At 46.0% G+C, this 25134-nt stretch carries 21 protein-coding genes; 14 read left to right on the forward strand and 7 right to left on the reverse strand.

The window, feature by feature from the left end; all coding sequences use genetic code 11:
* Position 1 precedes the first annotated feature (1 nt).
* Positions 2-1108: an AI-2E family transporter gene (locus OYT88_RS02695; RefSeq protein ID WP_274397813.1), complete on the reverse strand. Its 1107-nt coding sequence runs from the start codon at positions 1106-1108 to the stop codon at positions 2-4.
* A 256-nt stretch (positions 1109-1364) separates the two neighbouring features.
* Here OYT88_RS02695 and cls point away from each other — a divergent pair, with 256 nt between their 5' ends.
* A complete protein-coding gene (cls, locus tag OYT88_RS02700; RefSeq protein WP_274397814.1) occupies positions 1365-2813 on the forward strand; it encodes a cardiolipin synthase in 1449 nt (482 codons plus the stop codon).
* Between the two features lie 236 nt (positions 2814-3049).
* Here the strand turns inward: cls and OYT88_RS02705 are convergent, their stop codons facing one another.
* A complete protein-coding gene (locus tag OYT88_RS02705) occupies positions 3050-3763 on the reverse strand; it encodes a helix-turn-helix transcriptional regulator (RefSeq protein ID WP_274397815.1) in 714 nt (237 codons plus the stop codon).
* A gap of 381 nt (positions 3764-4144) precedes the next feature.
* Here OYT88_RS02705 and larD point away from each other — a divergent pair, with 381 nt between their 5' ends.
* Positions 4145-4855, forward strand: a complete 711-nt coding sequence (gene larD, locus OYT88_RS02710; protein WP_274397816.1) for a D/L-lactic acid transporter LarD — start codon at positions 4145-4147, stop codon at positions 4853-4855.
* Between the two features lie 382 nt (positions 4856-5237).
* On the opposite strand, the gene OYT88_RS02715 is transcribed toward larD, so the two are convergent.
* Complete coding sequence (locus OYT88_RS02715; protein WP_274397817.1) at positions 5238-5897, reverse strand: VTT domain-containing protein; 660 nt, start codon at positions 5895-5897, stop codon at positions 5238-5240.
* A gap of 416 nt (positions 5898-6313) precedes the next feature.
* Complete coding sequence (locus OYT88_RS02720) at positions 6314-6589, reverse strand: glutaredoxin family protein (protein WP_274397818.1); 276 nt, start codon at positions 6587-6589, stop codon at positions 6314-6316.
* 206 nt (positions 6590-6795) lie between these two features.
* Here OYT88_RS02720 and OYT88_RS02725 point away from each other — a divergent pair, with 206 nt between their 5' ends.
* The 4 genes from OYT88_RS02725 (at position 6796) to OYT88_RS02740 (ending at position 13483) form a co-directional block, all read left to right on the forward strand.
* Positions 6796-7227 (forward strand): CBS domain-containing protein, encoded by a 432-nt coding sequence (locus OYT88_RS02725; RefSeq protein WP_274397819.1) that lies wholly within the window; start codon positions 6796-6798, stop codon positions 7225-7227.
* Between the two features lie 513 nt (positions 7228-7740).
* Positions 7741-8946 (forward strand): FtsW/RodA/SpoVE family cell cycle protein, encoded by a 1206-nt coding sequence (locus tag OYT88_RS02730; protein ID WP_274397820.1) that lies wholly within the window; start codon positions 7741-7743, stop codon positions 8944-8946.
* Positions 8947-9296: 350 nt separating this feature from the next.
* Positions 9297-10568: an Nramp family divalent metal transporter gene (locus OYT88_RS02735; protein WP_332236991.1), complete on the forward strand. Its 1272-nt coding sequence runs from the start codon at positions 9297-9299 to the stop codon at positions 10566-10568.
* 1505 nt (positions 10569-12073) lie between these two features.
* Positions 12074-13483: an amino acid permease gene (locus OYT88_RS02740; RefSeq protein WP_274397822.1), complete on the forward strand. Its 1410-nt coding sequence runs from the start codon at positions 12074-12076 to the stop codon at positions 13481-13483.
* Between the two features lie 298 nt (positions 13484-13781).
* On the opposite strand, the gene merA is transcribed toward OYT88_RS02740, so the two are convergent.
* The 3 genes from merA to OYT88_RS02755 form a co-directional block, all read right to left on the reverse strand.
* Positions 13782-15428: a mercury(II) reductase gene (gene merA, locus OYT88_RS02745; protein ID WP_274397888.1), complete on the reverse strand. Its 1647-nt coding sequence runs from the start codon at positions 15426-15428 to the stop codon at positions 13782-13784.
* A 138-nt stretch (positions 15429-15566) separates the two neighbouring features.
* The gene (gene merR, locus OYT88_RS02750; RefSeq protein WP_274397823.1) at positions 15567-15965 is read right to left on the reverse strand and encodes a mercury resistance transcriptional regulator MerR; all 399 of its coding nucleotides are present in this window, start codon (positions 15963-15965) and stop codon (positions 15567-15569) included.
* Between the two features lie 466 nt (positions 15966-16431).
* The gene (locus OYT88_RS02755; protein ID WP_274397824.1) at positions 16432-17208 is read right to left on the reverse strand and encodes a DeoR/GlpR family DNA-binding transcription regulator; all 777 of its coding nucleotides are present in this window, start codon (positions 17206-17208) and stop codon (positions 16432-16434) included.
* Between the two features lie 230 nt (positions 17209-17438).
* On the opposite strand from OYT88_RS02755, the gene OYT88_RS02760 reads away from it, so the two are divergent.
* From OYT88_RS02760 to OYT88_RS02795, 8 genes are all read left to right on the forward strand, one after another.
* Complete coding sequence (locus OYT88_RS02760; RefSeq protein ID WP_274397825.1) at positions 17439-17909, forward strand: PTS sugar transporter subunit IIA; 471 nt, start codon at positions 17439-17441, stop codon at positions 17907-17909.
* A gap of 35 nt (positions 17910-17944) precedes the next feature.
* Complete coding sequence (locus tag OYT88_RS02765) at positions 17945-18262, forward strand: PTS fructose transporter subunit IIB (protein ID WP_274397826.1); 318 nt, start codon at positions 17945-17947, stop codon at positions 18260-18262.
* A gap of 6 nt (positions 18263-18268) precedes the next feature.
* Positions 18269-19372, forward strand: a complete 1104-nt coding sequence (locus OYT88_RS02770) for a PTS fructose transporter subunit IIC (protein WP_274397827.1) — start codon at positions 18269-18271, stop codon at positions 19370-19372.
* A 14-nt stretch (positions 19373-19386) separates the two neighbouring features.
* Positions 19387-20256, forward strand: a complete 870-nt coding sequence (locus OYT88_RS02775) for a class II fructose-bisphosphate aldolase (RefSeq protein ID WP_274397828.1) — start codon at positions 19387-19389, stop codon at positions 20254-20256.
* Between the two features lie 24 nt (positions 20257-20280).
* Positions 20281-21174, forward strand: a complete 894-nt coding sequence (locus OYT88_RS02780; RefSeq protein ID WP_274397829.1) for a ketose-bisphosphate aldolase — start codon at positions 20281-20283, stop codon at positions 21172-21174.
* A 103-nt stretch (positions 21175-21277) separates the two neighbouring features.
* Positions 21278-22147 (forward strand): ROK family protein, encoded by an 870-nt coding sequence (locus OYT88_RS02785; protein ID WP_274397830.1) that lies wholly within the window; start codon positions 21278-21280, stop codon positions 22145-22147.
* A gap of 690 nt (positions 22148-22837) precedes the next feature.
* A complete protein-coding gene (locus OYT88_RS02790; protein ID WP_274397831.1) occupies positions 22838-23398 on the forward strand; it encodes a flavodoxin family protein in 561 nt (186 codons plus the stop codon).
* 236 nt (positions 23399-23634) lie between these two features.
* The gene (locus OYT88_RS02795; RefSeq protein ID WP_274397832.1) at positions 23635-24894 is read left to right on the forward strand and encodes an NRAMP family divalent metal transporter; all 1260 of its coding nucleotides are present in this window, start codon (positions 23635-23637) and stop codon (positions 24892-24894) included.
* Positions 24895-25134 lie beyond the last annotated feature (240 nt).

A 25134-nucleotide genomic window follows, 5' to 3' on the forward strand; every position in this document is an offset into this window, starting at 1 on the left:
GCTACTCGATCAGGCCGTCGTCCTTGCTCTTGCGCCTCAGCCGGATCAGCCGGATGATGTGGAGAATACAGGTTTTCGCCATCGCATAGGCCGGAACGGCAAGAATCATGCCGATCGGCCCGATCCATTTTCCGGAAACGAGGAGAAGAACGATGATGGTCAGCGGATGCGTGTTCAGCCGTCTGCCCATGACGAGCGGTGAAATCAGGTGCCCGTCGAGCTGCTGAACGACGATTATCACCGCAAGGACAAGCAGCGCCTTTGTCGGCGAATCCATCAGTGCGACAACGACGGCCGGGACGGCGCCGAGAATCGGTCCGAGATACGGGATAATATTGGTAACCCCGACAATCAGGCCGAGAAGAAGACTGTACGGCAGTCCGATCAGTGCGAATCCAATACTGGAATTGACGCCGACAAACGAAGCGACAATAATCAGGCCGTGTATATAGGAAGACAGTGTGGTACTCAGGTCATTCAGAATCTGGTCCACTTCCCGATGATACTGCTTGGGAAAAAAGCGGGAAACGGCTCCCGGCAGTTTGTTCCCGTCTTTCAGCATATAAAAGAGGATAAAAGGGACCGTGACGACCGTCAGCGCCACATTAGTAACCACATTGAAAAACAGCGACAGCCCCGAACTTGCCTGATTCATAAAATTATTTACCCCGTTCAGCACATCCCTCTGAAGCTTATCAATCGAATAATAGTTTTGATTAATCAGCCACTGAAATCCCCGCGTCCCGGCAAGCCGGTCAAAACTGCGACTCCAGCTGCCGATGTAATCCGGCAGCTGGCTGAACAAAGCGCTGACCTGATTGCCGAGAGGCGGCCCGACATTGACGACAAGCAGAACGATCAGGCCGGTCAGCACGACATAGATAATCAGGATGCCCAGCGTCTTCGGGACCTTGATGCGCTGAAGCAGTTTAACAAACGGGCTGAGCAGGAAAAACAAAAATCCGGCTACAACGATCGGGAAAAAAAGTGTCGAAATCAATGCTGCGAGCGGGACAAAGATGAACGAAATTTTGGTGAGGATAAAAATGAACAGGGCCAGGGCCAGGAGTTCCAGCGTCCAGAAAATCAGCTTTGAATGTTTTTTCATCACGTCGGATCATCACACCTTCAGGAGCGGATGGGGGAAAACTCTGCTCTTCAGATTCGCCCTCTTTTTTTATTATAGCGGTCAACCGTCCTCAGAATCAATGAATAGCCGTCTCTCGTAACACATGCGGAAAAACCCGGCAAAACAGCCCCGGACGGTTCCGGCCGCGCAGAATGAAGTAGCTGAGGCTGGCGGGCAGCCGTATTTTAGGGTTATAATAATGAGAATGCGGACTTGAGAAAAAGGACGTGGACGGATGACTATTCTCTCAATTCTATTGGCAATTATTCTCATTTTAAATTTTTTTCTCGGGGCTGCGGTTATTTTTCTTGAACGAAAGAGTGTCAGCTCAACCTGGGCATGGCTGATGATTCTCAACTTTATTCCGGTCCTCGGTTTTATTTTGTATCTTATTTTCGGCCAGAATCTCAGCCGCCGCAAGATATTTAAATGGGACCACACGGTTCACAAACGCACAAAGGAAATGGTCCGGCGGCAGATGAAAGCGATCGTCGACCGGGAATACCCGTTTACCCAGCCTCTTCTTAAAGATTATCACGAACTGATTTATATGAATCTCAATAATGATGAGGCGCCGCTTACACTAAATAACAGCCTGACCGTTTATACGGACGGAGAGAGCAAATTCCGGCAGCTGCTTCAGGATATTCGTTCGGCGAAGCATCACATCCACATTGAATATTATATTTTCCGGAGCGATTTTCTCGGCAACGAAGTGATTGATGCTTTAATCCAGAAGGTCAGGGAGGGGGTCGTTGTCCGTCTGCTTGTCGACGATGAGGGATCGCGGAAGCTTTCGAAGAAACTGGTGCGCCGGCTGACACAGGCCGGCGGGAAATTCCAGACCTTTTTCCCGGGCCATCTGCCGATTCTTAATATGCGGATCAATTACCGGAATCACCGCAAACTGGTAATTGTCGACGGCCAGATCGGCTATATCGGCGGATTTAACGTCGGCGATGAATATCTCGGGCTCAGCAGCAGATTCGGCTTCTGGCGCGATACGCACCTGCGCATCAAAGGCGAAGCGGTCAACAGCATCCAGTCCCGCTTTCTGCTTGACTGGAATCAGGCGTCCAGGGAAATGGTTCCCTTTCAGTCCTACTACAATACCGACCAGACTACAAAATACGGGGAGGTCGGTATCCAGATCGTTTCCAGCGGTCCGGATAAAAAATGGGAACAAATTAAAAACGCATTTATCAAGATGATTTTATCAGCCAGAAAAAGCGTCTACATACAGACACCTTACCTGATCCCTGATGAAAGCCTGATGAACGCCATATGCATCGCCTCCCTCTCCCACGTCGATGTGCGGATCATGATCCCGAATAAACCGGACCATCCGTTTGTTTATTGGGCGACGTATTCGAATGTCGGCATCCTGCTTGAGGCCGGCGTCCGCGTCTTTCTTTATCAGAACGGGTTTCTGCACGCAAAGACGATCGTCGTTGATGACCGGCTGGCGACCGTAGGCACATCCAATCTCGACTTTCGCAGTTTTATGCTCAATTTCGAAGTCAATGCCTTTATTTATCACCAGAAAACGGCCCGGCAGCTCGCCGAAATATTCAAGAAAGATATGAAGCAGTCCAAAGAACTGACGATGGAGGGTTATAAGAAGCGGCCTCCTATCATCCGGTTTAAAGAATCGATCTCACGGCTTCTCTCTCCGGTACTTTGATGCAAACCCGCAAACACAAAGAGCGTCTCATCCGTCGATTTTTCGACTTTGAGGCGCCTTTTTTATAGTCGGCCGCGATCCGTGCCGCTCACAGCATAACCGGCAATGCCGGCCGACCTGGCAGTCATGACTCCATCATTCTAAAGAAAACCCGTCTGATGGGGCGAAAGGTATTCCTTATTTTATAAAAAACAGACCGATCGGTCCTGCGGGGCATGGCGTTATGCCGGACAGCCTCAGCGGCCCGATTCCGCCCTATACTCATAGGGGGACAGCTGTTCATATTTTTTAAACATTTTTGTGAAGGAAGCGTTGTATTCATAGCCAACCTGGTATGAGATCGCTAAAACGCTTAGTTCTGAATCGCGCAGAAGTTCTTTTGCACGGCGAATGCGCAGGAAATGGATATATTCTATCGGCGTCATATTCATTTTTTTCTTGAACCAGCCGCAATAATAGGAAGGCGTATAGTGCTCCATCGCCGCCAGTGACTGAATCCCGATTCTTTCCGTGTAATGTTTGTTGATGAAGCGGATCGACGCGCTGACAGGCTGATCGGCAATTTTCCGCAGCACGTAATTTAATAAAAGAGCGACGTCCTCTTTATTGCCGTTCGCCGCTTCGGCGAGCACCAGTTCTTTAATCGGCCGCCAGGCGGCATCGATCGGCCAGTGCAGGCTTTCCCGTTTGTCCGGGACATCTTTGAAATAAAAGGCGGCATCTTCTTCCGGTATTGCAATCACCAGGCTTTCATTAGACACCTGTGAAGAGGCCGCGTACATCTCCCGGAAAGGCAGTAAGCACATCTCGGAGTCGGAAACCGTCCTGCGGCCGCCCGCCGTTATCAGCGTGACCGTTCCGTGGATCGGCATCATCAGCTTGAAATGCGTGGTGCAGCGGTAGCGGCGTTCTGCAGCAAGCGACGTAAAGTAGTAATATAACTTTTCCATTGAGATCGGTCTGCTCCTTTTTACAGTGTTTCTCAGGCCCCGCGCCCGGCCGAGTATGACGGGGACAGGTTTCGTTTGCGGCGGGCTTTATCTGCCCGTGCAGAAAGCGGCCTTTCCGGCTTCCCCGCATATGAGGAGTATATCAAAAAAAATATGACGGGGTTGTGACGATGCTGTTAATGTGCGGCGGTCCGGCGGGCGGCCGGTTTCCAAAATCATGATTTAAAGGAACAGACGTCAATAAATATGCACTTTGCAACCGCATTCTCATAAATACGAACAAAATCAATCAAAAAAATGGAAAAGAAATCGAAAAATGTTGCCATTATACTCTTCCTGTTATCGCACTATTTATAAAATCTTCAGGGGGAAACATTAAAAATGCATCAACTCGTCGCGGAATTTCTGGGGACGGCCCTAATGATTATTTTCGGGGTCGGCGTCCACTGCTGTGAAGTGCTGAACACTTCCAAATACCAGGGATCGGGCCATATTTTCGCCATCACTACATGGGGCTTCGGCATCACCATTTCCCTGTTTATCTTCGGCAATGTCAGCATTAATCCGGCCATGGTCCTCGCACAGGCCATCCTGGGAAATATATCCTGGAGCAATGTCATTCCATACAGCGTTGCGGAAGTGCTCGGCGGAGTCGCCGGATCAATTGCCGTGTATATTGCCTATGCCGATCAGTTCAAGGCATCCGTCGACATAGACAGAGTTAAAATCCGCAACATATTCTCCACCAATCCGAACGTGCGCAATCTGCCGCGCAATTTTTTCGTTGAATTTATCGACACGTTTATTTTTATTACTGCTATTCTGGCCATCGCCAAAGTGCAGACACCGGGTATCGTCCCGATCGCCGTCGGCCTGCTCGTTTGGGCAATCGGCATGGGTATGGGCGGACCGACAGGATTTGCAATGAATCTTGCCAGGGATATGGGACCCCGCATTGCTCACGCGATCCTTCCGATCCCCGGAGGCAAAGCGGACAACGACTGGCAGTACGGCATCCTTGTTCCGGGCCTTGCCCCGTTTCTGGGGGCGGCCTGTGCCGCTCTCTTCGCAAAAGGGTTCCTGGGTCTGTAAATCCGGACCTTCCTGCAAATAAACGCTGCGCTCCCCCTAAACCGGGAGCGGCAAAATACTGCTTTTTCCGGACTCAAGACCAAGGCGGGCAGCCGAAGATACACGGCTGTCCGCCTTCTTCCTGTCCATAGGCCGTCCGCGAACGCAGGATGCGCAGGAGAAGACTGTTTAATCACGTCTGCAGCAGCCGGCTCCGGTCCCCGGAAAGGCCTGATCCGGACAAGGGCGCCATCGCAGGCGCTCCTTTCGCGGGACCGGACAGAAACAAAAGCGGGGCAGCCCCGTCAATCGATGTTTTCGATGACACGGGCGCCCCGCTCTGCAGTATGGATCATTCAAAACATTCCGGACAGCTTCTTTTCCTTTCGGCTGAGGTACTTTCTTAAATTTCACTCTTTCTGCTGAAAAAGCTTTTAAGCCAGACCAGTATAATCGGGATTAAAGAGACGAAGACAATCAGCAGCACAATGATCGAAAAATGAGCCTTGATAAACGGGATCTGCCCGAAAAAGAAGCCCGCCAGCAGCCCCAGCAGCGTCCAGGCAGCGCCGCCCAGCACATTATAAAAGAAGAAGAACGGATAATTCATTCTGCTGCCTCCGGCGATAAAGGGAATGAATGTACGGATGAAAGGGATAAACCGGCCGAGGAATACGGCAAAGCCGCCGTATTTATTAAAAAAACGCTCGGCTTTATCCATTTTGTCCTGATTAATCAATTTACGGAAAAGATGGTGTTTCTCCAGCGTCAGACCGAGTTCGCGTCCGATCCAATAATTGACGGTGTCGCCAAGCACGGCGGCGAAAATAATCAAAAGAATCAGCAGCAAAAGATTGAGTCCTGAACTGCTGTGCGCGGCAATCGCACCCGCAGCGAACAGCAGAGAATCCCCGGGAAGAAAGGGACAGATCACCAGGCCCGTCTCAATGAATATGATCACAAAAATAATTCCGTACGTCCATCCTCCGTATTGATTGACGATGGTCAGAAGCAACCGGTCAATATGTAAAAAAACATTGATGATCCATGATAAAGCATTCATGTCTACGTCTCCCCCGACTGTCTTATTTATGAGCATTCTTCGTGTTTTATCCTACCGGAAATCGGATCAATAATAAACCCCAATCATGATCCCAGTCTTGGTTCAGTTTATCTTCTTTTTCTGAAAGAAAACTGAAAAGGCGGGCGATCCCTCCGTTTCTTCATCGCCCGTCCTCAGTAGAAAACGTCTTTGGCGCATGGAGCCTTTGCTGCGGGAACCGGAACGATTCATGCGAACAGGCCGCGGCAAGCGCTGATGTCCGGCCGCTTATCCTGCCGTCCTTAAGAAATTTATGCTCTTTTTATAGCACAAAAAAGCGCCGGGCAGCTGAAAATATTATTTCAGCTGTCCGCGCTTTTGCTTTTCAGAAAACCGTACAAATGATGGATCATTTTCCTCGAGGACCCGCCTTCTGCTTAGAAACCCGTCGCTTCTTTCATGAATTCAGTGATGGTTTCTTTTTGTGAATCGCTCAAAACGGCGCCGGTTTTTTTATCAATGAATGTCGGGACGGTCAGGAAACGATATTTTTCTTTAAGTTCCGCAAAACGCTGCTCATCGCTTTCTCTGACGAAAAGTTCAATCTGATCATTGTACTTCCCGCCCAGCGCTTCGTTCAGAACGACTTTGGCCCGTTCACAGTAAGGGCAGCCGATTTTGGTAATCATAAGCACCTTTTTATCATCCGTCATCCGTTATGCCTCCTCCTGCTTCTTAACAACCGAACCTATTGTAACAAGCCGCGAGAGACCTGTCATTTTATCTGCTCAACGCCGGATTTTTTCACTACCGCTGTGGAAAACCGATCCATTTTTTCGGATCAAATATTTTTCCTTAAATTTGTTTTTATGAACGGCATGGATTGGGGCAACTTAAAAGCGAAAGGGGGATTTCAATCATGGTTCAAACACTGAGGCAGGTCATGACAAGCGACATTGTCTGCTGTTCGCCGAATCAGACGCTGAAAGAAGCGGCCGAACTGATGAGCCGCCATAACATCGGTTCGATTCCGGTCATAAATAACGGAAAACTTGAGGGGATTATTACAGACCGGGACATCACACTGCGCTCGGCGGCCCGCGGAAAAGACGACGACAAGGTGGCCGTTGCCGACTGTATGACCAGCAATAATTTGATTTCCGGGAGGCCCGACATGGATGTCCACGAAGCTGCCCGGCTGATGTCTGAAAAACAGATCCGCCGGCTGCCGGTCGTCGAAAACGATCGTGTGGTCGGCATTGTCTCGCTGGGCGATCTGGCGACAGAAAACCAGCTTAAGGACGAGGCGGAAAAGGCACTGTCCGGTATTTCGAGAACGAACGCAGATTAAGAAAACCGGAAACCGAAAACACAATCATCCGCTAAGGGAGATCGCATTTTCCTTAGAAAAAAGGTGTCTCAAAAGCTCCTGAACCGAGCATATGAATCGGGGAGCCCAGGGCTGTCCCATAATCGGCTTTTCGACTATGGGACAGCCCTTTTTTACAGAGCATGAACCGCTGCCGCTTCTTTAGAGGACTGCAGGCAGGCAATCGTCGGGGACCGTTTCCCGCCGTCGAAAAAGCGGCGCCGCGCTTTTTTACCCGATTTGTCAGTTTGGGCTGATGCCGGCATCAACTTGCTGTATAATCAGTAGATGGAAATCTGCCCGGTTCATTACATAAATTCGGACCGTTCTTTTGAATTTTTGCATGAACATCGACAAAACGGCCGTGCGACCCTGCGAATTATTGTACGTGATGCATCTTTAGCGTTTTTCATGACTTCGGAAACAGCCGTGCAATCTATCCCGTCATGAGACATGTTCTGCAATCCGGCTGCAGATTCTTTATGGAGGCTTACAGTGGATTATTATATTAAACAGTGGTTAAAGCATTTGGATTGGGCGATTATCATTTCATTGCTCTTATTGGCCGTCTTCAGTACAGTGGCATTGTTCTCCTCTACGTACGGCAAGTTCAATCCGACTGTTCCGGCCCAGATTATTCCGAAACAGATTTTATTCGAGATACTGGGCTTTATTGCAATGATCGTGACGGCAAAATTCGATTACGGCGCGCTCCGCAAGAACAGCAAGTGGCTGTACGGCATCTCGATTTTCCTGCTTCTCGTCGTATTTGTCATGCCGAGGCAGTTCGGCGCGCACAGCTGGATTCCGCTTGGAATCTTTGCGTTTCAGCCGTCGGAGTTTGCCAAACTGACACTGATTATTGCTGTCGCAGGTTACATGGCCAATATAGATGAATCGGAAATCCGAAGCCGCGGTTTCAAACAGATGGCCGCCATTTCCGCCCTGTTCATCGTCCCGTTTCTGCTGACACTGAAGGAACCGGCTTTAGGCCAGGCGCTTGTCCTGTTCGCCATCGTATATGCGATGTCTATCATTTTCGCCCGGCGTTCACATTTTACCCTGCTCACATTGGGGTTTCTTCTCGTTGTTTTCGGATTTACGGTTCTGGCTCTCGACTTCCCGCAGCAGTCGACCAATTTTATTGAAAATGTGCTGGTCAAGCATAATCTGCTGCAATCATTTCAGGCAGACCGGGTTGTGACCTGGCTGAATCCGAGCTACGATCCTTCAGGGGCCGGCTATAACGTCCAGCAGGCTCAGATAGCCGTAGGCTCAAGCGAAGTCTTCGGAGACGGATTCCTTAAAGGGGTGGAAACACGTGCGGGCATGATCCCTAATCAGACGACGGATTTTATTTTTACGGCGATCGCGGAACAATTCGGCTTTATCGGATCGGCATTGCTCGTTCTTGTGTTCCTAATCCTTATTCAACGGCTCATGCAAATCGCCGCCATGTCTCTCGATCCATTCGGCACCTATCTGGTTACCGGGATTATCGGCATGTTCGCTTTCCAGATTTTTGAGAACGTCGGCATGGATATTTATCTGAGTCCGGCAACGGGAATCACGCTTCCTTTTATCAGTTACGGCGGCAGCTCGCTGATCGCCAACTATATTGCGGTCGGTTTGGCATTGAGCGTCTATCACAGAAGCAAATCCATTTTCTTCACGGTATCCGGCTCGGCATCGATCGGATAACCGATTCTGAACGGAGCGCCCGGCGAAACAGTTTTTGCCGGGTATCATGAACGGAATAGTCCAAACGGCAGGCATTTCTGACTCAACAGGTCGGATGCCTGCCGTTTGATTTTCAGTTTGCAGCAACGTTGTTGCAAATGGAAGGAAAAACTGCACAATATCGTGAAAACGTTTTAAAAATAATTTTCATTCAGGGGTTGCAATTTTGCTATAATTGACGTAAATTGTAGTTGAGAATAAAAGTTTCTTTAAAGAAACTTTTATTCATCGAATCAACAAAGGAGGCGCTTTCAATGGCTTACAAAGAAGACGGACAGCCGATTCTGTCGGCAGCTAGCAGCGGAGCTGCAGTGAGCACGCTTCCGGGCCTTAACAGAAGAGAGCACCCCGAATCGTTTCAGACAGCCGTCGGAAAGAAAAAAGGCTGGAAACAGGCCCTGCCGTTTCTCGGGCCGGCTTTTATCGCATGCGTAGCTTATATTGACCCCGGCAACTATGCAACCAACATCCAAAGCGGTTCCCAATACGGCTATTTGCTGCTCTGGGTCGTCATTGTTTCGAACCTGATGGCAATTCTGATTCAGACTTTATCGTCGAAGCTCGGCATTGCCACCTCGCGTAATCTGCCGGAGATCCTGCGTGATGAATGGAAGCCGGGTGTGGCATTTTTCTACTGGATCCAGGGTGAGGTCATGGTCATGGCGACCGACCTGGCCGAATTTATCGGTGCCGCGCTCGGCTTTCATCTTGTCTTCGGCCTGCCGATGATCCCGGCGGCTATTTTAACGGCGATCAGTGTGCTGATCATCCTCTTTTTCCAGATCAGGGGTTTCCGCCCGCTTGAGATGGCAATCGCGACCATGGTTTTCATTGTTGTGATCGCGTTTAGCTGCGAAATCGCTTTTTCACTGCCTCAGTTCGGACCGTTCATGGCCGGATTCGTACCGCACTTCCAGGGAGCGGACAGTATTTTGCTTGCTGCCGGCATTTTGGGGGCAACCGTCATGCCCCACGCCATTTACATGCACTCAGGTCTGACGTGCAGAAGAGTTATTGGCCAAACGCCGGAAGAAAGGAAAAAGATTTTCCGTTTCGAGTTCATCGACATTCTGATTGCCATGAGCCTTGCCGGGATCGTCAACACGGTGATGCTGGCTGTCTCGGCCTCGACCTTCCACGGGCACATCGTGATTTCAGACCTGAACGTGGCTTTTAAACAATTCGGTGCCTTTATCGCCCCGAGTGCCTCGCTTCTGTTCGGTATCGGCCTGCTGGCTGCGGGGCTGTCCAGTTCATGTGTCGGGACATTGGCCGGAGATATTATGATGCAAGGTTTCATTCACAAACGGATCCCTGTTTTCATCAGACGTATCTGCTCGATGATTCCGCCGCTGGTCATTATCATCACAGGTGCGAATGCGACCGGCGCACTGGTGATGAGCCAGGTTGTCCTCTCCTTCGGCATTGCGCTCGCAATCATTCCGCTTGTCATCTTTACAAGCAGCAAAAGAATTATGGGACAGCTTGTCAATCACAGGATAACGACACTTATGGCATGGGCCGTAGCCGGAGTGGTAATCTGTCTGAACGTGTTTCTTCTCTATCAGACCTTCGCAGCGTAAGCCCATCCAAAAACAATTCTGAAGTGTATCTGCCTCCCGGCGCGGCAATGTTCCCTCCGTCGCTGAGAGGTTCTTTATTTCATGAATGCGGCGCGGGCAACAGGCTTGTACAGATGGTAAATATGCTCAGTCAATACCAGGCCCCGTTAAAACCGCAATACAATCCGGGCGGCATCCAATAGCATGCAATACAGGGCTCTGTCCTGAAGAATTCGATAACGTCTCAGCGGCCCAGGCACAGATTATCCGCTCCCGCTACAATTGAGCCGTCCTTGTTAAGTAAGAGATCCGTATTAAGTGCCGATTATTCGCGCTTAGATATTTCAGGTCGGTTGATTCCTCAGCTGTTGCTGATGATTCCTTACGCATAACTGCGATTACTGATGATTATCGGACGATTACTGTCGATTCTGTGCGCCTTACCGATGTTGATCCGGCGGTGCACTGCTCTTTTCCCTCTTTTTTTCTATTATATGAGTCTTTAGTTCATTGTCCTGCCGCGCCTGCCGTCAATCAATGATCGACTCTTCCTGAAAACGTCTCTTGAAAGGCAGAGCGTTTCCACGATCAATAAACTTCTGCCGGAAGAAGCCCGAAATCGGCCGATAGACCCCTGGATTTGGCCGGTAGAAGGCATGATTCGGCCGATAGAACCCTGGATTTGGCCGGAAGAGGTCCGAAATCGGCCGATAGAACCTTAAATTAGGCCGGTAGGAGGCTCGATTCGGCCGATAGAACCCTGGATTTGGCCGGAAGAGGTCCGAAATCGGCCAGTGGAACCTTAAATTCGGCCGGTAGAAGGCTCGATTCGGCCGATAGAACCTTAAATTCGGCCGGTAGGAGCGAACCGATCGCCCGAAAAGGATCGCCATTCGCCCTATTCCGGCGGAGTATCGCCCCGTCAGGAGTTTATCGCCCCGGAAAGAGAATGAATCGCCCTAAAGCAGCGGACTATCGCCCGAAAAGGATCGCCATTCGCCCTATTCCGGCAGAGTATCGCCCCGTCAGGAGTTTATCGCCCCGAAAAAAGAATGAATCGCCCTAAAGCAGCGGACTATCGCCCGAAAAGGATCGCCATTCGCCCTATTCCGGCGGAGTATCGCCCCGTCAGGAGTTTATCGCTCCAAAACGTTTGCGTGAAAATTCAAAGCCATAGACCGCCGCTTGTGCCAACCGATCGCTTTCGAAAGAACCGCCGGCGCCTTCGCACCGCAGACCGGCTGGATACATGAGTTGAGAGGATACCTGCTTTTTAAAATTTGGAGAAAAAAAGACTGCTGATAGGTCCGCGAAACGGATTCAAAAACCGCCGGGCGAAGAAGAAGCCGCCTTTTTTCACCAGGCCGGCCCGTCTCCCATAGAAATCTCACGTGGCCGGCCTGCAATCAGTGAATTAGATGTTAAATTGCTTGCCCCCACCCGTTTCAAACAATGCGGCGCGGTGTATGAATTTTGCCGAGTTGTTCAGAATAAAAAATATCTGAACGGAGGAATCCACAAAAACCGTGAAAAAGTTCGATCACCCTATTCAAACCATGGCCGCACGTCAGGAAAAGAAGAATATCCGGTCCGGAAAGGGAGCGTACCTCTCGTGGTGGCAGCTCAGCCTGATCGGTATCAGCTCGGTCATCGGTGCCGGTTTTTTTCTCGGATCGGGGTTATCGATCCGTGCTGCCGGTGCCTCTGTATTAATCAGCTATCTGATTGCCGGCGTGTCGGCCCTGATCGTATTTTCGGCATTGGCGGAAATGACAGTCAACGACCCGGAAAGCGGTTCTTTTCGGACCTACGCCAAAAAGGCCTACGGCGATGCCTATGCGTTTGTCTTCGGGTGGATCTATTGGTTCGCCGGACTCATGATTGTCTCCAGTGAAATTACAGCCTTGTCTACATTTACCCGTTACTGGCTGCCGGAGATCCCGTTATGGATTTTCTTTAGCGGATACGCCTGTCTGGGCATCGGTGTGATCATGCTGGGCATCAAAGATTTCGGAACGATCGAATCCTACCTCGCCGTGCTTAAACTCTCGGCGCTGCTCGCTTTTATCGTGTTCGCATTTCTGCTTTTTATAGGCGGCCGATTCGGCTCTTTTCCATTATCCGTCCATAGTCCTTTTCAAGAGGGCCTGTTTCCAAACGGATTTCTCGGTTTCTGGGGAAGCATGATTTTTGTGCTGCTTTCGTTCGGCGGCATCGAAATCGTCGGCCTGACGGCGGATCGCTGCCGGAGCAAAGATGATGTTTCCAAAGCGGGCTACGCCCTCGTTATTACATTGACGATGATCTATTTTTTCTCGGTCGTATCTGTTTTAATGATTGCGGATTGGAAAACGATCGGCACAGCAGAGAGTCCGTTCGTAACCGCTCTCGCCGCGGCCCGCATCTCTTTCATCGGCGGAATTTTCAACCTTGTGATTTTGTCCGCAGCGTTTTCAACAATGATCGGCGCCCTGTACTCGATGACAACCATATTGGCCGCCCTCGCCGCAGATCATGATGCACCGCGGCTGTTTAACAGACGCACCCAAAAGGATGTCCCGCTCTACGGACTGTTTCTGACCCTGGCGCTGCTGATTCTCGTCGATGTTCTTTCCTATTTTCTTCCTAAATCCGTTTATGAATATCTGGCAACCGCCTCCGGTACGATGCTTCTTTTAAACTGGCTGAATATCATCCTTTCTGATATGAAAAACCGGCGAATATACTCCGGCAGGCACAGAACGATCCCCTTCCAGCCCTATTCGGGGCTATTGGGTATCTGTATCATCGTTTTGGGTATCACCGGCTCCGTTTTCGACAGGCAGCAGCGGATCAGTCTCATTTTTACTCTCGTGATCGTCGGTTTCATTTTGCTTCTTTACCTGATTAAGAAAAAATTCACTGAAAAAGCAAGAGACGGGCTCCGTTCTGATTGAAAAATATCCGTTCAGCGGAGAACCGCCGCCATCCGGATGAGGGGAGCCCATGCCGGGAGCCGCTCCCAAAATATCAGGGGCAAAAGTTGTTTTATAATCCAAAATGCGCCCCTGTCATACCGGGACCGCTCCGAAGTATCAAAGTCAAAAGTTTTCCGCCAATCTCCGCATATCCGGGTTATGTCTCCGCGTATCCGGGCTATGATCTGTCAACATGAGGCCGACAGCCGCGGAGCCTGTGCTCTGCGGTTTTTGCTTCTCTTCGCTATGATCTGTCAACTCGAGACCGGCAATGCCGTTATCCTGCACAACAGGATAATTTTGAAACATTTTTATCAAATGTAAGGGCTGCTAACTTCAACCCTTCGGCCATGGTTAAATAGGGGGCCAGGCTTTCCTGAAGATCGCGGACGGTTAATCCGTACTTAACCGCCAATGTTCCTGCATAAATCACATCTCCGCCATTTTCGGCAACGAGATGAACGCCGAGCACTTTCCATGTTTTCGCATCTGCGACCAGCTTAAAAACGCCCGTCGTTTCCCTGTTCACAATCGCGCGCGGAACAGCATCTAAAGGCAAGACGGAAGTTCTGACCTCATATCCCTCCTTCCTCGCCTCCTTTTCTGTCAACCCGACAGTCGCTATCGAAGGATTCGTAAATACGACTCCGGGAACAAAGCGCAAATCAATTTTTTGTTTTGAAAACCCCAAGGCAACTCTTGCAGCTGCCCTGCCTTCATAGGCTGCTACATAGACAAATTGCGGCCCCATGGTTACATCCCCCGCGGCATAAATGTCCGGATTGCTTGTCCTGAGAAAATCATCAACGAGGATTTCTTCCTGAGATCCGAGTTTAACGCCGGCAGCATCCGGATGAAGGTCCGCCGTGTTCGGCTTTCGGCCGGCGGCAACAAGGAGCTGCTCCGCTTCAATGATCCGTTTCTCGCCATTCACCGCTATGTGAATACGTTTGATAGCGCCGACTTGGTCGACCCGCTCAACCAGCGCGCCCGTGATTAGATTCATCCCCTGTCCCGTCAACGCTTTAGCGGCGGCTTCAGAAATTTCAGGATCATATGTTTTTAAAATTCGGGCACTTCGCTGGATGAATGTGACTTCCGACCCTAAGTTGTGGAATAACTGGCCGAGTTCCATCGCGACATATCCGGAACCGATAACAGCGAGGCGTTTCGGAATTTCTTTCAGTTCAAGAGCCGTCGTACTCGTTAAATAATCGACTTTTTTTAGACCTTCAATGTCCGGCAGCGCCGACGCGGCACCGGTTGAAATTAAAAAGTTTTTCGCCGTCATCCTGCGGCCATCAACTTCCACACTATTCCCATCGAGAAATTTCGCTTCCCCGTGAATCAGCTCAAAGCCGTATTCATCGATCAGACGAACATATTTATCCTGACGCATTTTGCCGACAAGCTCGTTCTTTTGATCGACTAAAGCCATTAAGTCCGCGGGTCCTGCCGAAACGTCAAGACCGGCAAAGGGATTCATGCGGGCCAAACGGTTGATTTCTCCGGCACGAAGCAATGTTTTGGATGGGACACATCCAATATTGACGCACGTTCCGCCGACAGTCCCGCGCTCAACCATCGCTACTTTAGCTCCCAGTCCGACAGCTTCAATTGCTGCTGAAAAAGCGGAAGCGCCGGAACCGATAATCAGTAAATCATAGTCACCGGTCCGGTCCATTTTTATCCGGCTTTCACCGGAAATAATCTCGATATTTCCGGGTTTGCAGCCGGTATCCCCGACAGCCGCTTTTACGCTTTCAATAGCGTCTTTTTTCGCAACCTGGAAAACGGCTTTCCCCTTTCGATAGCTTGCTGATACATTTTCAGCGCCAACGCTGTTCATTGCGCGGATCACGCGATCTTCACAGTCTGGGCAAGTCATCCCCTGAATTGTCATCCGGCAGGTTTCCAATTTTATTCCTCCCTGATTTTTACGAAATTCTATATGGAATTTTGGATCGCATTTCAGCCTTTGAGCCGGCTATGAGCCCCCTGCTCTCCCGGGCTAATAGACAAACCACTGCTTTTTTACGCATTGCCTCACCCTGTTCCTCTCTTATTTTTTCATCAATGTTTCAATAATCGGGCACCCATAAATATCTTTATCTTCCGGACAGCGCTCTTTGAGATCAATCAGCATTTGTTCCACTTTTTTCAGATCTTTAATCTTGCGGCGTATGTCTGCTAACTTTTCAACGGTAAAGTTGTAGATATCGCAGCACTTTGCTTCGTCGCGATCAACAACGCCCAGTAATTGATCAATTTCTTTCAGTTTGAATCCCAGTCCCTGCATACGTATAATAAAGCTCAGCCGGTCAACAGTCCGCTCCGTGTAAATACGATATCCCGAGTCTAAACGGGGAGGTGCCGGCAGGATGCCGATCCGTTCATAATAACGAATCGTTTCTTTACTCAGATTACATTTTTTCGCGAGTTCGCCCATGCGATAGTGCATCTTTTTCACCTCATTCAGAGTATAAACCCTGTACCTAGGTACACAGTCAATACAAATGGCTCTATTATTGTTTTGCAGAGCGCCTCAAGTGATTGCCTGCATCTGATCCATTCAGCGGATGACGATTACCGGGCGCTGATTCAAAAACAGATTCCTGCAGATATCCTGTTACTGGTCATACCGGTTTACTGGTACGGCATGTCGGAATTTCAGATTAAATTGTTGGCATAAACCTTTCAAAACATCCATCTTGATGCCTATCTCCCTATTGACACACAATACCACAGAAACAGACTCATTTCGAGACGGATCAAACAACCATTTTGTTGCACGGAGGCAGAAATAGGCGAACTGCGACTGATAAAAACATTCTTAGGCCTTTGTGACCTTAATTAGATAGGTCGGCAACCATGGATCCGACATACTTGCTGCATATGCCAAAAAAATATTTTTTCTCCACCGTTTTTCAAGATCTATTTAATTTTTTAAAATCTATTGGCTTGCTAATGATTAAATCAGTGTAACGTTTGATTTGATCCTGGCTACTTGTTTTTATTTTAGAATCCACTATAACTCCGTCAGCGTTCTCAATATCAGAAAATAAATATGGATCTGCCTTTCCTATCTTTGATGAATCAACTACAATATATTTTTTCTTAGCATGCTGTAATGCTACCTTTTTGATATTTGCATCATCGAAGCTTGAAGTCGTCGCTTGCCCTTTAAAAATTCCATTTGTCCCCACAAAAGAGATATCAAAGTAATAGTTTTCAAGGCATTGGACAGCTAGCGTGCCTAACAGTTGATTTGATGACTTATTGTAATATCCACCAGCGAGAATTACATTATTGTTTTTCTTAATTAGGTAGCGAAATATTAAGTCAGAATTTGTAACGTACTGTATTCCTTTGTTTAATGACAAAAATTGTGCTGCCGCAAAAATTGTTGTGCCGGCACCTAAATAGACTGTAGATCTTTCGGGAATAAGATTAGCTATCTCTCGACCAATTTCTAATTTTGCTTTGTGCTGTATTTTATTTTTTTCTTCAGTTGACCGTTCAACTATTAATGATGCTCCCCCATAGGTTCTAGACAACATTTTCTTTTTTGCCAGTTCATTAAGATCACGACGAATTGTCATTGGAGCTACCTTCAGCCTATTTGCAAGTTCGATAGTAGACATTGATTTATTTTTTGAATCTGCAAGTAAAGATAATATACAATCTTGGCGTGTTCTTTTCATTATATTTCACCTCAGGTAATAAAAATTATTCCACATATTATCCTATTTTAAAAATGTTCGACAATGTTCTTTAATATTTTAACTCTATTTATATGCATTTGTCTATAAATATGTTTATAAATCAATATTATTATTTTTTAGATATAATGTTGACTTATATTTATAAAGCGATTACAATATGTTCGTGAACAAAGTTAAACATATTTTTTAAAATAGAACATCATTTGGAGATGGTTAAATTGGAAATGGTCAAGCTTTCTCAAGTTGTAAATGAAAATTTAGTCACGTTAGATCTCAAAGCAAATACCAAAAAAGAAGCAATAGAAGAACTAACAGATTTGCTAGTAAAGAATGGAAACGTTAATGACAAAGATGGTTTTGTCAAAGATGTACTTTTTCGTGAATCAGAAGGTGTAACAGGATTAGGACAAGGAATTGCAATACCACATGGGAAATCTTGGTTTGTAAACACGACATCTATCGCTATTGGAATAAGCAAACATTATATTGAATGGGAAAGTTTAGATGGAGGACCGGTCAATGTAATAATTTTATTTGCTGTCCGTAATGAAGATGCGAATACTCTTCATCTGACATTATTGCAAGGTATCGCTATTTTGCTTGCAAACGAAGATTTCGTGAAGGCTATTCATAAAGTGGATTCAAAAGAAGAACTTATAAGTTTACTTAGTTCTAATTGATAAGCAACTAAATCAACAACTGGAGGGTGAAAAGAATGAAAATTGTCGGTGTAGCAGCATGTACCTCTGGTATTGCACATACGTATATTGCGCGTGAAAAGATTATTCAAGCGGCAACTAAATTGGGCCATGAGGTCCATATCGAAACCCAAGGCACCATAGGTACAGAAAACGAATTAACATCGCAGCAAATCAAAAACGCTGATTTCGTATTACTGGCAGTAGATATCAAAATTAGCAAAGAAAGATTTAAAGGAAAGAAAGTATTTGAAGTCCCAACAAATACCGTTATAAAAGCATCCACTAAGTTGGTTGAGACTTTAGTACAAAAAGTTGAAGAAGAAAGGAAGTGATGCTTGATGTTTAGAAAATTACAGCTAAAGAAACATGCAATGACTGGTATTTCATATATGTTACCTCTGGTCGTTTCGGCAGGACTACTTATGGCAATAGGTAATCTTTTCGGAGGTACAGATATAACTAATGTGGCACAAATAAAAGCAGGCATGTCCATTCCCAATGCTTTTACCACGTTAGGTGTTTGGGGATTTCAATTGCTTGCTCCAGTAATTGCTGCATCTATTGCTTATTCCATTGCTGATAGACCAGGAATTGCGCCAGGATTGTTAAGCGGATTCATTGCCTATTATATTGGAGCCGGTTTTTTGGGTGGTATGATTGGCGGATATGTAACAGGTTGGATTGTTTTAGGTTTAGTTAAATACATCAAGGTTCCTAATTGGGCTGAAGGTTTAAGGCCTATGTTAATTATTCCATTATTGGCTGGTGCTATTGACTTATTTCTGATGTTCTATATTCTTGGACAACCTATAGTATGGCTTACAGACTTGCTAACAAACTTTCTTCAAGGTATGCGAGGATCAGCAAGATTCATATTTGGAGGGATTTTAGGTGGTATGGCTGCTTTTGATTTTGGAGGACCGGTTAATAAAGTTGCGTCCTTATTCTGCGATGGCCTTTTAATTCAAGGAATCAAACAACCTGAGGCTGTTAAAATTTTAGCATCCATGGTGCCTCCGTTTGGAATTACACTATCCTATATTTTCTCAATAATATTTAGACATCCTATTTATACGCAAAAAGAAAAGGACAATATTAAAATAGCTTTTCCAATGGGAATCTGTATGATTACAGAAGGTTGCATTCCTATAGCCATGGAAGATCTTGTAAGGGTCATTGCTTCTTGCACGGTTGGGGCGGCCATAGGTGGTGCATTGAATATGACTTTTGGAGTAGCAAGTCCCGTGCCTTCGGGAGGAATGTTTATTGTACCTGCTATGAATCACCCTCTCATATTTACTGTAGATCTTTTAATAGGAAGTTTAATTACGGCAGTAATGTTACTTGTTTGGAAAAAAGCTCCTGTTGAAAAAACTGAAGAAGAGAATGAGGATAACGAATCTGAAGAAGAATTGGATTTAGGAAGTATCAAAGAAAGCTGAAAGGAGATCTTTCTATGTATGTTTCAATGGGAGTATTGTTGGATAAAGCCAATCGTGAAAATTATGGGGTAATGGCAATCAATTGTTTTAATTTGGAAAGTGCCTTTGCCACCATCCATGCGGCTGAAGAAATGAATTCTCCAATCATTATTGATCTTTTAATGGAGCATTTGAAAAAACATTTAGGACTTAAAGTAGTTTTACCTGCAGTCATTGGCCTTGCAAGAGAGGCAAAAGTACAGGTTGCAATCAATCTTGATCATGGAAAATCTGAAGATTATGTGAAGGAAGCAATTAATGCTGGATTTTCGAGTGTCATGATAGATGCTTCTGAAAAAAGCTTTGAAGAGAATGTCAAGGAAACTCAGAAAATGATCAGATTTGCTAAAAGGAAGGAAGTATCAGTAGAGGCTGAAGTGGGTGGAATGGGGGCTGTAGCCAATGAAAATTTTACTAATACTGATATGTATACAAACCCAGAAGAAGCAATCGAGTTTATTAAAGCAACTGATGTAACAGCATTAGCTATCTCCTTCGGTTCATCACATGGAATCATGCCGAAAGGGTATATTCCAAAATTCGACTTTGAAATTGTAAAAAAAATAAAAAAGGCAACTAGCAAGCCTTTAGTATTGCACGGTGGGTCTGGTTGTGGTGCGGATAACATCCGTAAGGCTGTCGAATGTGGAATCAATAAGGTTAATGTTGGCTCTGATGTTATGAAAGCGCAATTAGATGCTCTTTATAAACAGATACAGGAAAACCGCAATAAAGATTTTGTAGAAATGGTTGAGGGAACGATAGAACCAGCTAAGGAGATGGTGAAATATTATATAAACATTGTTGGATCTAGAAATAAGGATATCCTCAGTCAGACGGTTTAAGTAGAAAAAAAGGAGGAAAAATTTATGTTAGTAAATATGAACCAATTGTTACTAGTAGCCAAGAAAAACCATTTTGCAGTAGGGGCTTATAACGTTTCAAACTCAGAATTGCTAAAAGCATCGTTAGAACAATGTGAGGCCGATAATGCTCCAGGAATCATTGCTGTTCATCCGACAGAACTTGCATATGCAAAAGATGATTTCTTTGCATATGTACTGCAAAGGATTAAGAATAGCAAAGTGCCATTTGCTTTACATTTAGATCATGGCGATACTATCACTAATGTAGCACGGGCTATCCATGATGGATTTAGTTCAGTTATGATTGATGGATCATTGAAGCCTTGGAAAGAAAATATAGCCATTACAAAAAAAACAGTAGATATGTGCCATTTAGTAGGTGTGACTGTTGAAGGAGAACTTGGAACCATTGGTCAAACAGGAAATCATATCAAAGAACATTTGCAAAATGGAATCTACGCTAGACCTGAAGACGCTAAAAAATTTGTTGAAGAAACAGGTGTAGATACATTAGCTGTTGGCATTGGCACGGCTCATGGTATTTATCCGTCTGACGTTAAGCCTAAAATTAGAATTGATATTCTGGAAGAGATTTTGAAAGTGGTCCATATCCCATTGGTATTACATGGAGGCTCATCTAATCCCGATGACCAGATTGCTGAAGCTGTAAAAACAGGAATAGCTAAAGTAAACATTTCTTCTGACTATAAATTCGCATTCTTCAAGCAAGCACGGAAGGTATTGGCTGAAGATGATGGATGGGATCCAAATAACCTGTTCCCTTCATGCATCGAAGCAGCTAAAAAGATCGTTCATCACAAGAATGAATTGTTTAATGCCGTAAATAAAGCTGAGCTGTATAAAGACATTGAACCATGGAGAGCACAGTATCTATAATGTTTATAATGCATTGATCATTAAATGGTCCATAGTCCTATGACTTTGGACCATTTAATGTAATTATCATAAACTCTATTTTCATAAAAGTAAGGTGAATTAAATGTCTACTTTAGTCGGGGGCATCGAAGGCGGAGGCACAAAATTTGTCTGTGCAGTAGGCGACAATGAGAAAAATATAATTGCTCGTACAAAGTTTCTTACTTTATCACCTGAGGAAACACTTCCTAAGATATTTGATTTTTTTGACACATATCAAATAAGTTCAATGTGTATAGGTTCATTTGGACCAATTGATATTGATAAGGCTTCTTCTACTTATGGATATGTTACTAATACACCTAAACTTTCCTGGAAAAGATTTAATTTTTTAGGGGCTATGAAACAACGCTATAAGGTCCCGTTTGTTTGGACAACAGATGTTAATATTGCTGCCTATGGGGAATATTCTTTAGGTGCAGGAAAAGGTTATCGAAACGTTTTATATGTGACGATAGGTACAGGTGTAGGGGTAGGATATGTACATCACGATATCTTATATAAGGGATATAACCATCCAGAAGCAGGACACTTGTTCCTTCATAAGAGAAAAAATGATGATTTTGAAGGGGTTTGTCCTTACCACAATGATTGCATTGAAGGATTGGTTTCGGGTCCGGCATTAGAAAAACGTACTGGCAAGGAAGGGCGGCTTTTAAAACAAGATGATCCAGTATGGAACATAGAAGCCTATTATCTAGCCCAAACGTGTATGGATTATTCATTGACATTTTCTCCAGATTTAATAATCTTAGGTGGAGGGGTTATGAAACAAAGGCAACTGTTTCCTTTAATCCGTAGCAATTTAAAAAAGTTGGTAAATAACTATGTTCAATTCCCTGAACTGAATGATTATATTGTTCCTACTAAACTCGGTGATGATTCCGGAATTATCGGAAGCTTATTACTTGCAAGGAATAAACTGAACAATTAATTTTGTATATTCAAGAAGAAGGGTTGGAATGCTTCTCAATTCAACGATTTGTTAAAAAGTTGTGGATTTCAATTTGACTGAGATTCGCAGCGCTTCAAAAGATTTAGCTTTTACATTGTTCTTAATAAAGAGCTGCTTTTTCATGTATTTATCCGCCTGTGTCTCTTTCGGTTTCTGTTTATGGTGCCTGACATTAATTGAGTTTAACCAATGATGAAAATCATGTATTCTTACCCATAGCTGAATCCTTTATTTGGATTTGGATAGGAAACATCTATCCTCCATAATAGAGGATTTTTTTATGAATGTACCGGCAAAAAACCGGCAAGCCCCGGCAATCACACCCAGTTTTTTAACGGCTTTATAGAGCGGATGATGCGGATGCTTTTCATCTTCAAATTTTCTGATCCAGGCTGTCCTCGCTCCATCAAAAATCAATTTAACTTCATGGCCTGCTTCATGTGTTTAGAGCCAATGCATACACCGCTCTGGCTCCTTCTGTTTCCGGCGTATGATACTTGCGAATTTTTTCATCGCTCTTTCTCTCCCCGCTATTTTGATAAGGATTACGAGAGAAACGGCTACTGCCAGGCATTGAAGAAACCGATGGATAGAATCGCTATATTCGTCTTTAACCGATCGGTACATACATTGTATGATAAGAGTAATCAAAAAAAGGAGAGCATGCCCATGAAGATCATGGCTATTTACGGCTCCATCAGAGATAAAGGAAACTCGGAACAGCTCGCCGATATCGCCCTTCAAGATTTGGATGCTACAAAAATTTTTTTGAAAGATTATCATATTGATCCGATATCCGATCTGAGCCGTTCAGCAAAAAAAGATCCGTTCCATTCAGCGGATGACGATTACCGGACACTGATTCAAAAACAGATTCCTGCGGATATCCTGTTACTGGTCACACCGGTCTACTGGTACGGCATGTCCAGTCTGTTAAAACTGTACATTGATCGCTGGTCTGAATCATTGAGAGATCCGTCACTGCCGGATTTCAGGGAAAAAATGAAAGCAAAGGAAGTTCATTTAATCACCGTCGGCGGCGATCAACCTTACATCAAAGCCCTGCCGATGATCCAGCAGACACAATTCATCTGCGACTTTTTACAAATGAAATTCGGCAGTTATATTATCGGCAAGGGCGATAAGAAAGGCGAAGTTTTAGCCGATAAGGACGCCCTGCATGCCGCCGTTAATCTAAATCACTATTTAAAAGCCCGCGCCGCTGTATGAATGGCCGATCACAATCAGACAATTTTCCCCGAATGATTGTATTTGGCTGTGAAATGAGGCAAATGATTGTCCCGCTGCCATCACTCCGGCCGGGGCTGTATGAAAAGAGAGATTTTTGTCAATTTGTAATAATAACCTTCATAATAAGCATTGACCTGCGATTATTAATCAAATAAGATATTCATGTTGTGATAATGATTATCATTTCCGTAAGAGCAATGAAAGAGGTATTTCAGATGGATAAACCGACTCTGACCGTTTCGCAATCCTATAATTGGAAACGGCGCATAGCTTTGATTACAGCAACATTCGGACCCGGATTGATGGTTATGCTGGCCGATACGGATGCCGGGAGTATCGTCACAGCCGCTCAATCGGGTGCTCAATGGGGCTATAGAATGATCCTGCCGCAGCTCCTATTAATCCCCATCCTCTATCTGATTCAGGAAGTCACCGTTCGTTTGGGCATTATAACAGGCAAGGGACACGGCGAACTGATTCGCGAAAGATTCGGAATGAAATGGGCTTTACTATCTGTCGGCACTTTGTTTTTGGCATCTGTCGGGGCACTGGTCACTGAATTTGCCGGCATTGCGGGTGCCGGCGAGTTATTCGGCATCCCTTCCTGGCTCAGCGTCAGCATCGCCACGATCATCCTCGTCGCAATCGGACTGACGGGAAGCTATAAACGATTTGAACGGATTGGGATCGCTGTCGGATTATTTGAAGTCTTCTTCTTAGTCGCCGCCTATCTGTCTCACCCTAATCCGGCAGACATAGTACAGGGTCTGACATCTGTTCCGCTCGCTTCCAAAAACTACGTGTACTTACTGGCAGCAAACGTCGGAGCCGTCATCATGCCCTGGATGATCTTCTATCAGCAGGGGGCGGTCCTCGATAAAAAGCTGACGGTACGCGATCTGAAGGCCACCCGCTGGGATACATTGAGCGGTTCAGTCATTACCCAATTGATTATGATTGCCGTGCTCGTAACCTGTGCGGCAACCATCGGTAAAGCAAGCCCCGGCCGCACATTAAACGATGTGAAGCAAATATCCGATGCACTGGAGCCGTTTCTGGGATTTTTCGGGGCGAAACTGGCGTTCAGCCTCGGCATTGTCGGAGCCGCCATTATTGCTTCATTAGTCGTCTCCGTTGCCGGTGCCTGGGGCATCGGAGAGGTATTCGGTTTTAACAAAAGCCTGAACCATAAGGTAAAAGATGCAAAGGCGTTTTACTTCATCTATACTCTGGCGCACGTAGGCGGGGCCGTCTTAGTCATTTGCAGCGTCAATCTGGTTAAAATTACACTGGATGTCGAAGTCATGAATGCGATGCTGCTTCCGATTGTCCTTGGCTTTCTGCTCGCACTTGAGGCAAAAGCGCTGCCAAAGGAACAGCGTATGAAGGGGTTTCATAAATACCTGGTCTGGAGCCTGTCGGGAATTGTGATGGCTTTCGGGCTCTATATGAGCGTGTTCAGCCTTTTCTCATGATCAGCATCTTTTCAGACGGATTGACGAAATGAATGCCGCCGGTCGATCCTGTGAACGGCTTACAGGCAGGGCGGCGCAAAAACATCAATCGCCGCAAGGGCCATGGCCGGCGTTCTGTTTCCATTTTTTGAATATAAAAAGGTTTTCCGCCGGCTGTACTTAAAAATTCATAGTCGGATAAGATTCCGGTTAATTATTTTTCTTAAACGGCCGGGTCATATGCGTACGCCGTTCCCATTG

The organism is Sporolactobacillus sp. CQH2019 (assembly GCF_028765345.1).
Lineage (GTDB): Bacteria > Bacillota > Bacilli > Bacillales > Sporolactobacillaceae > Sporolactobacillus.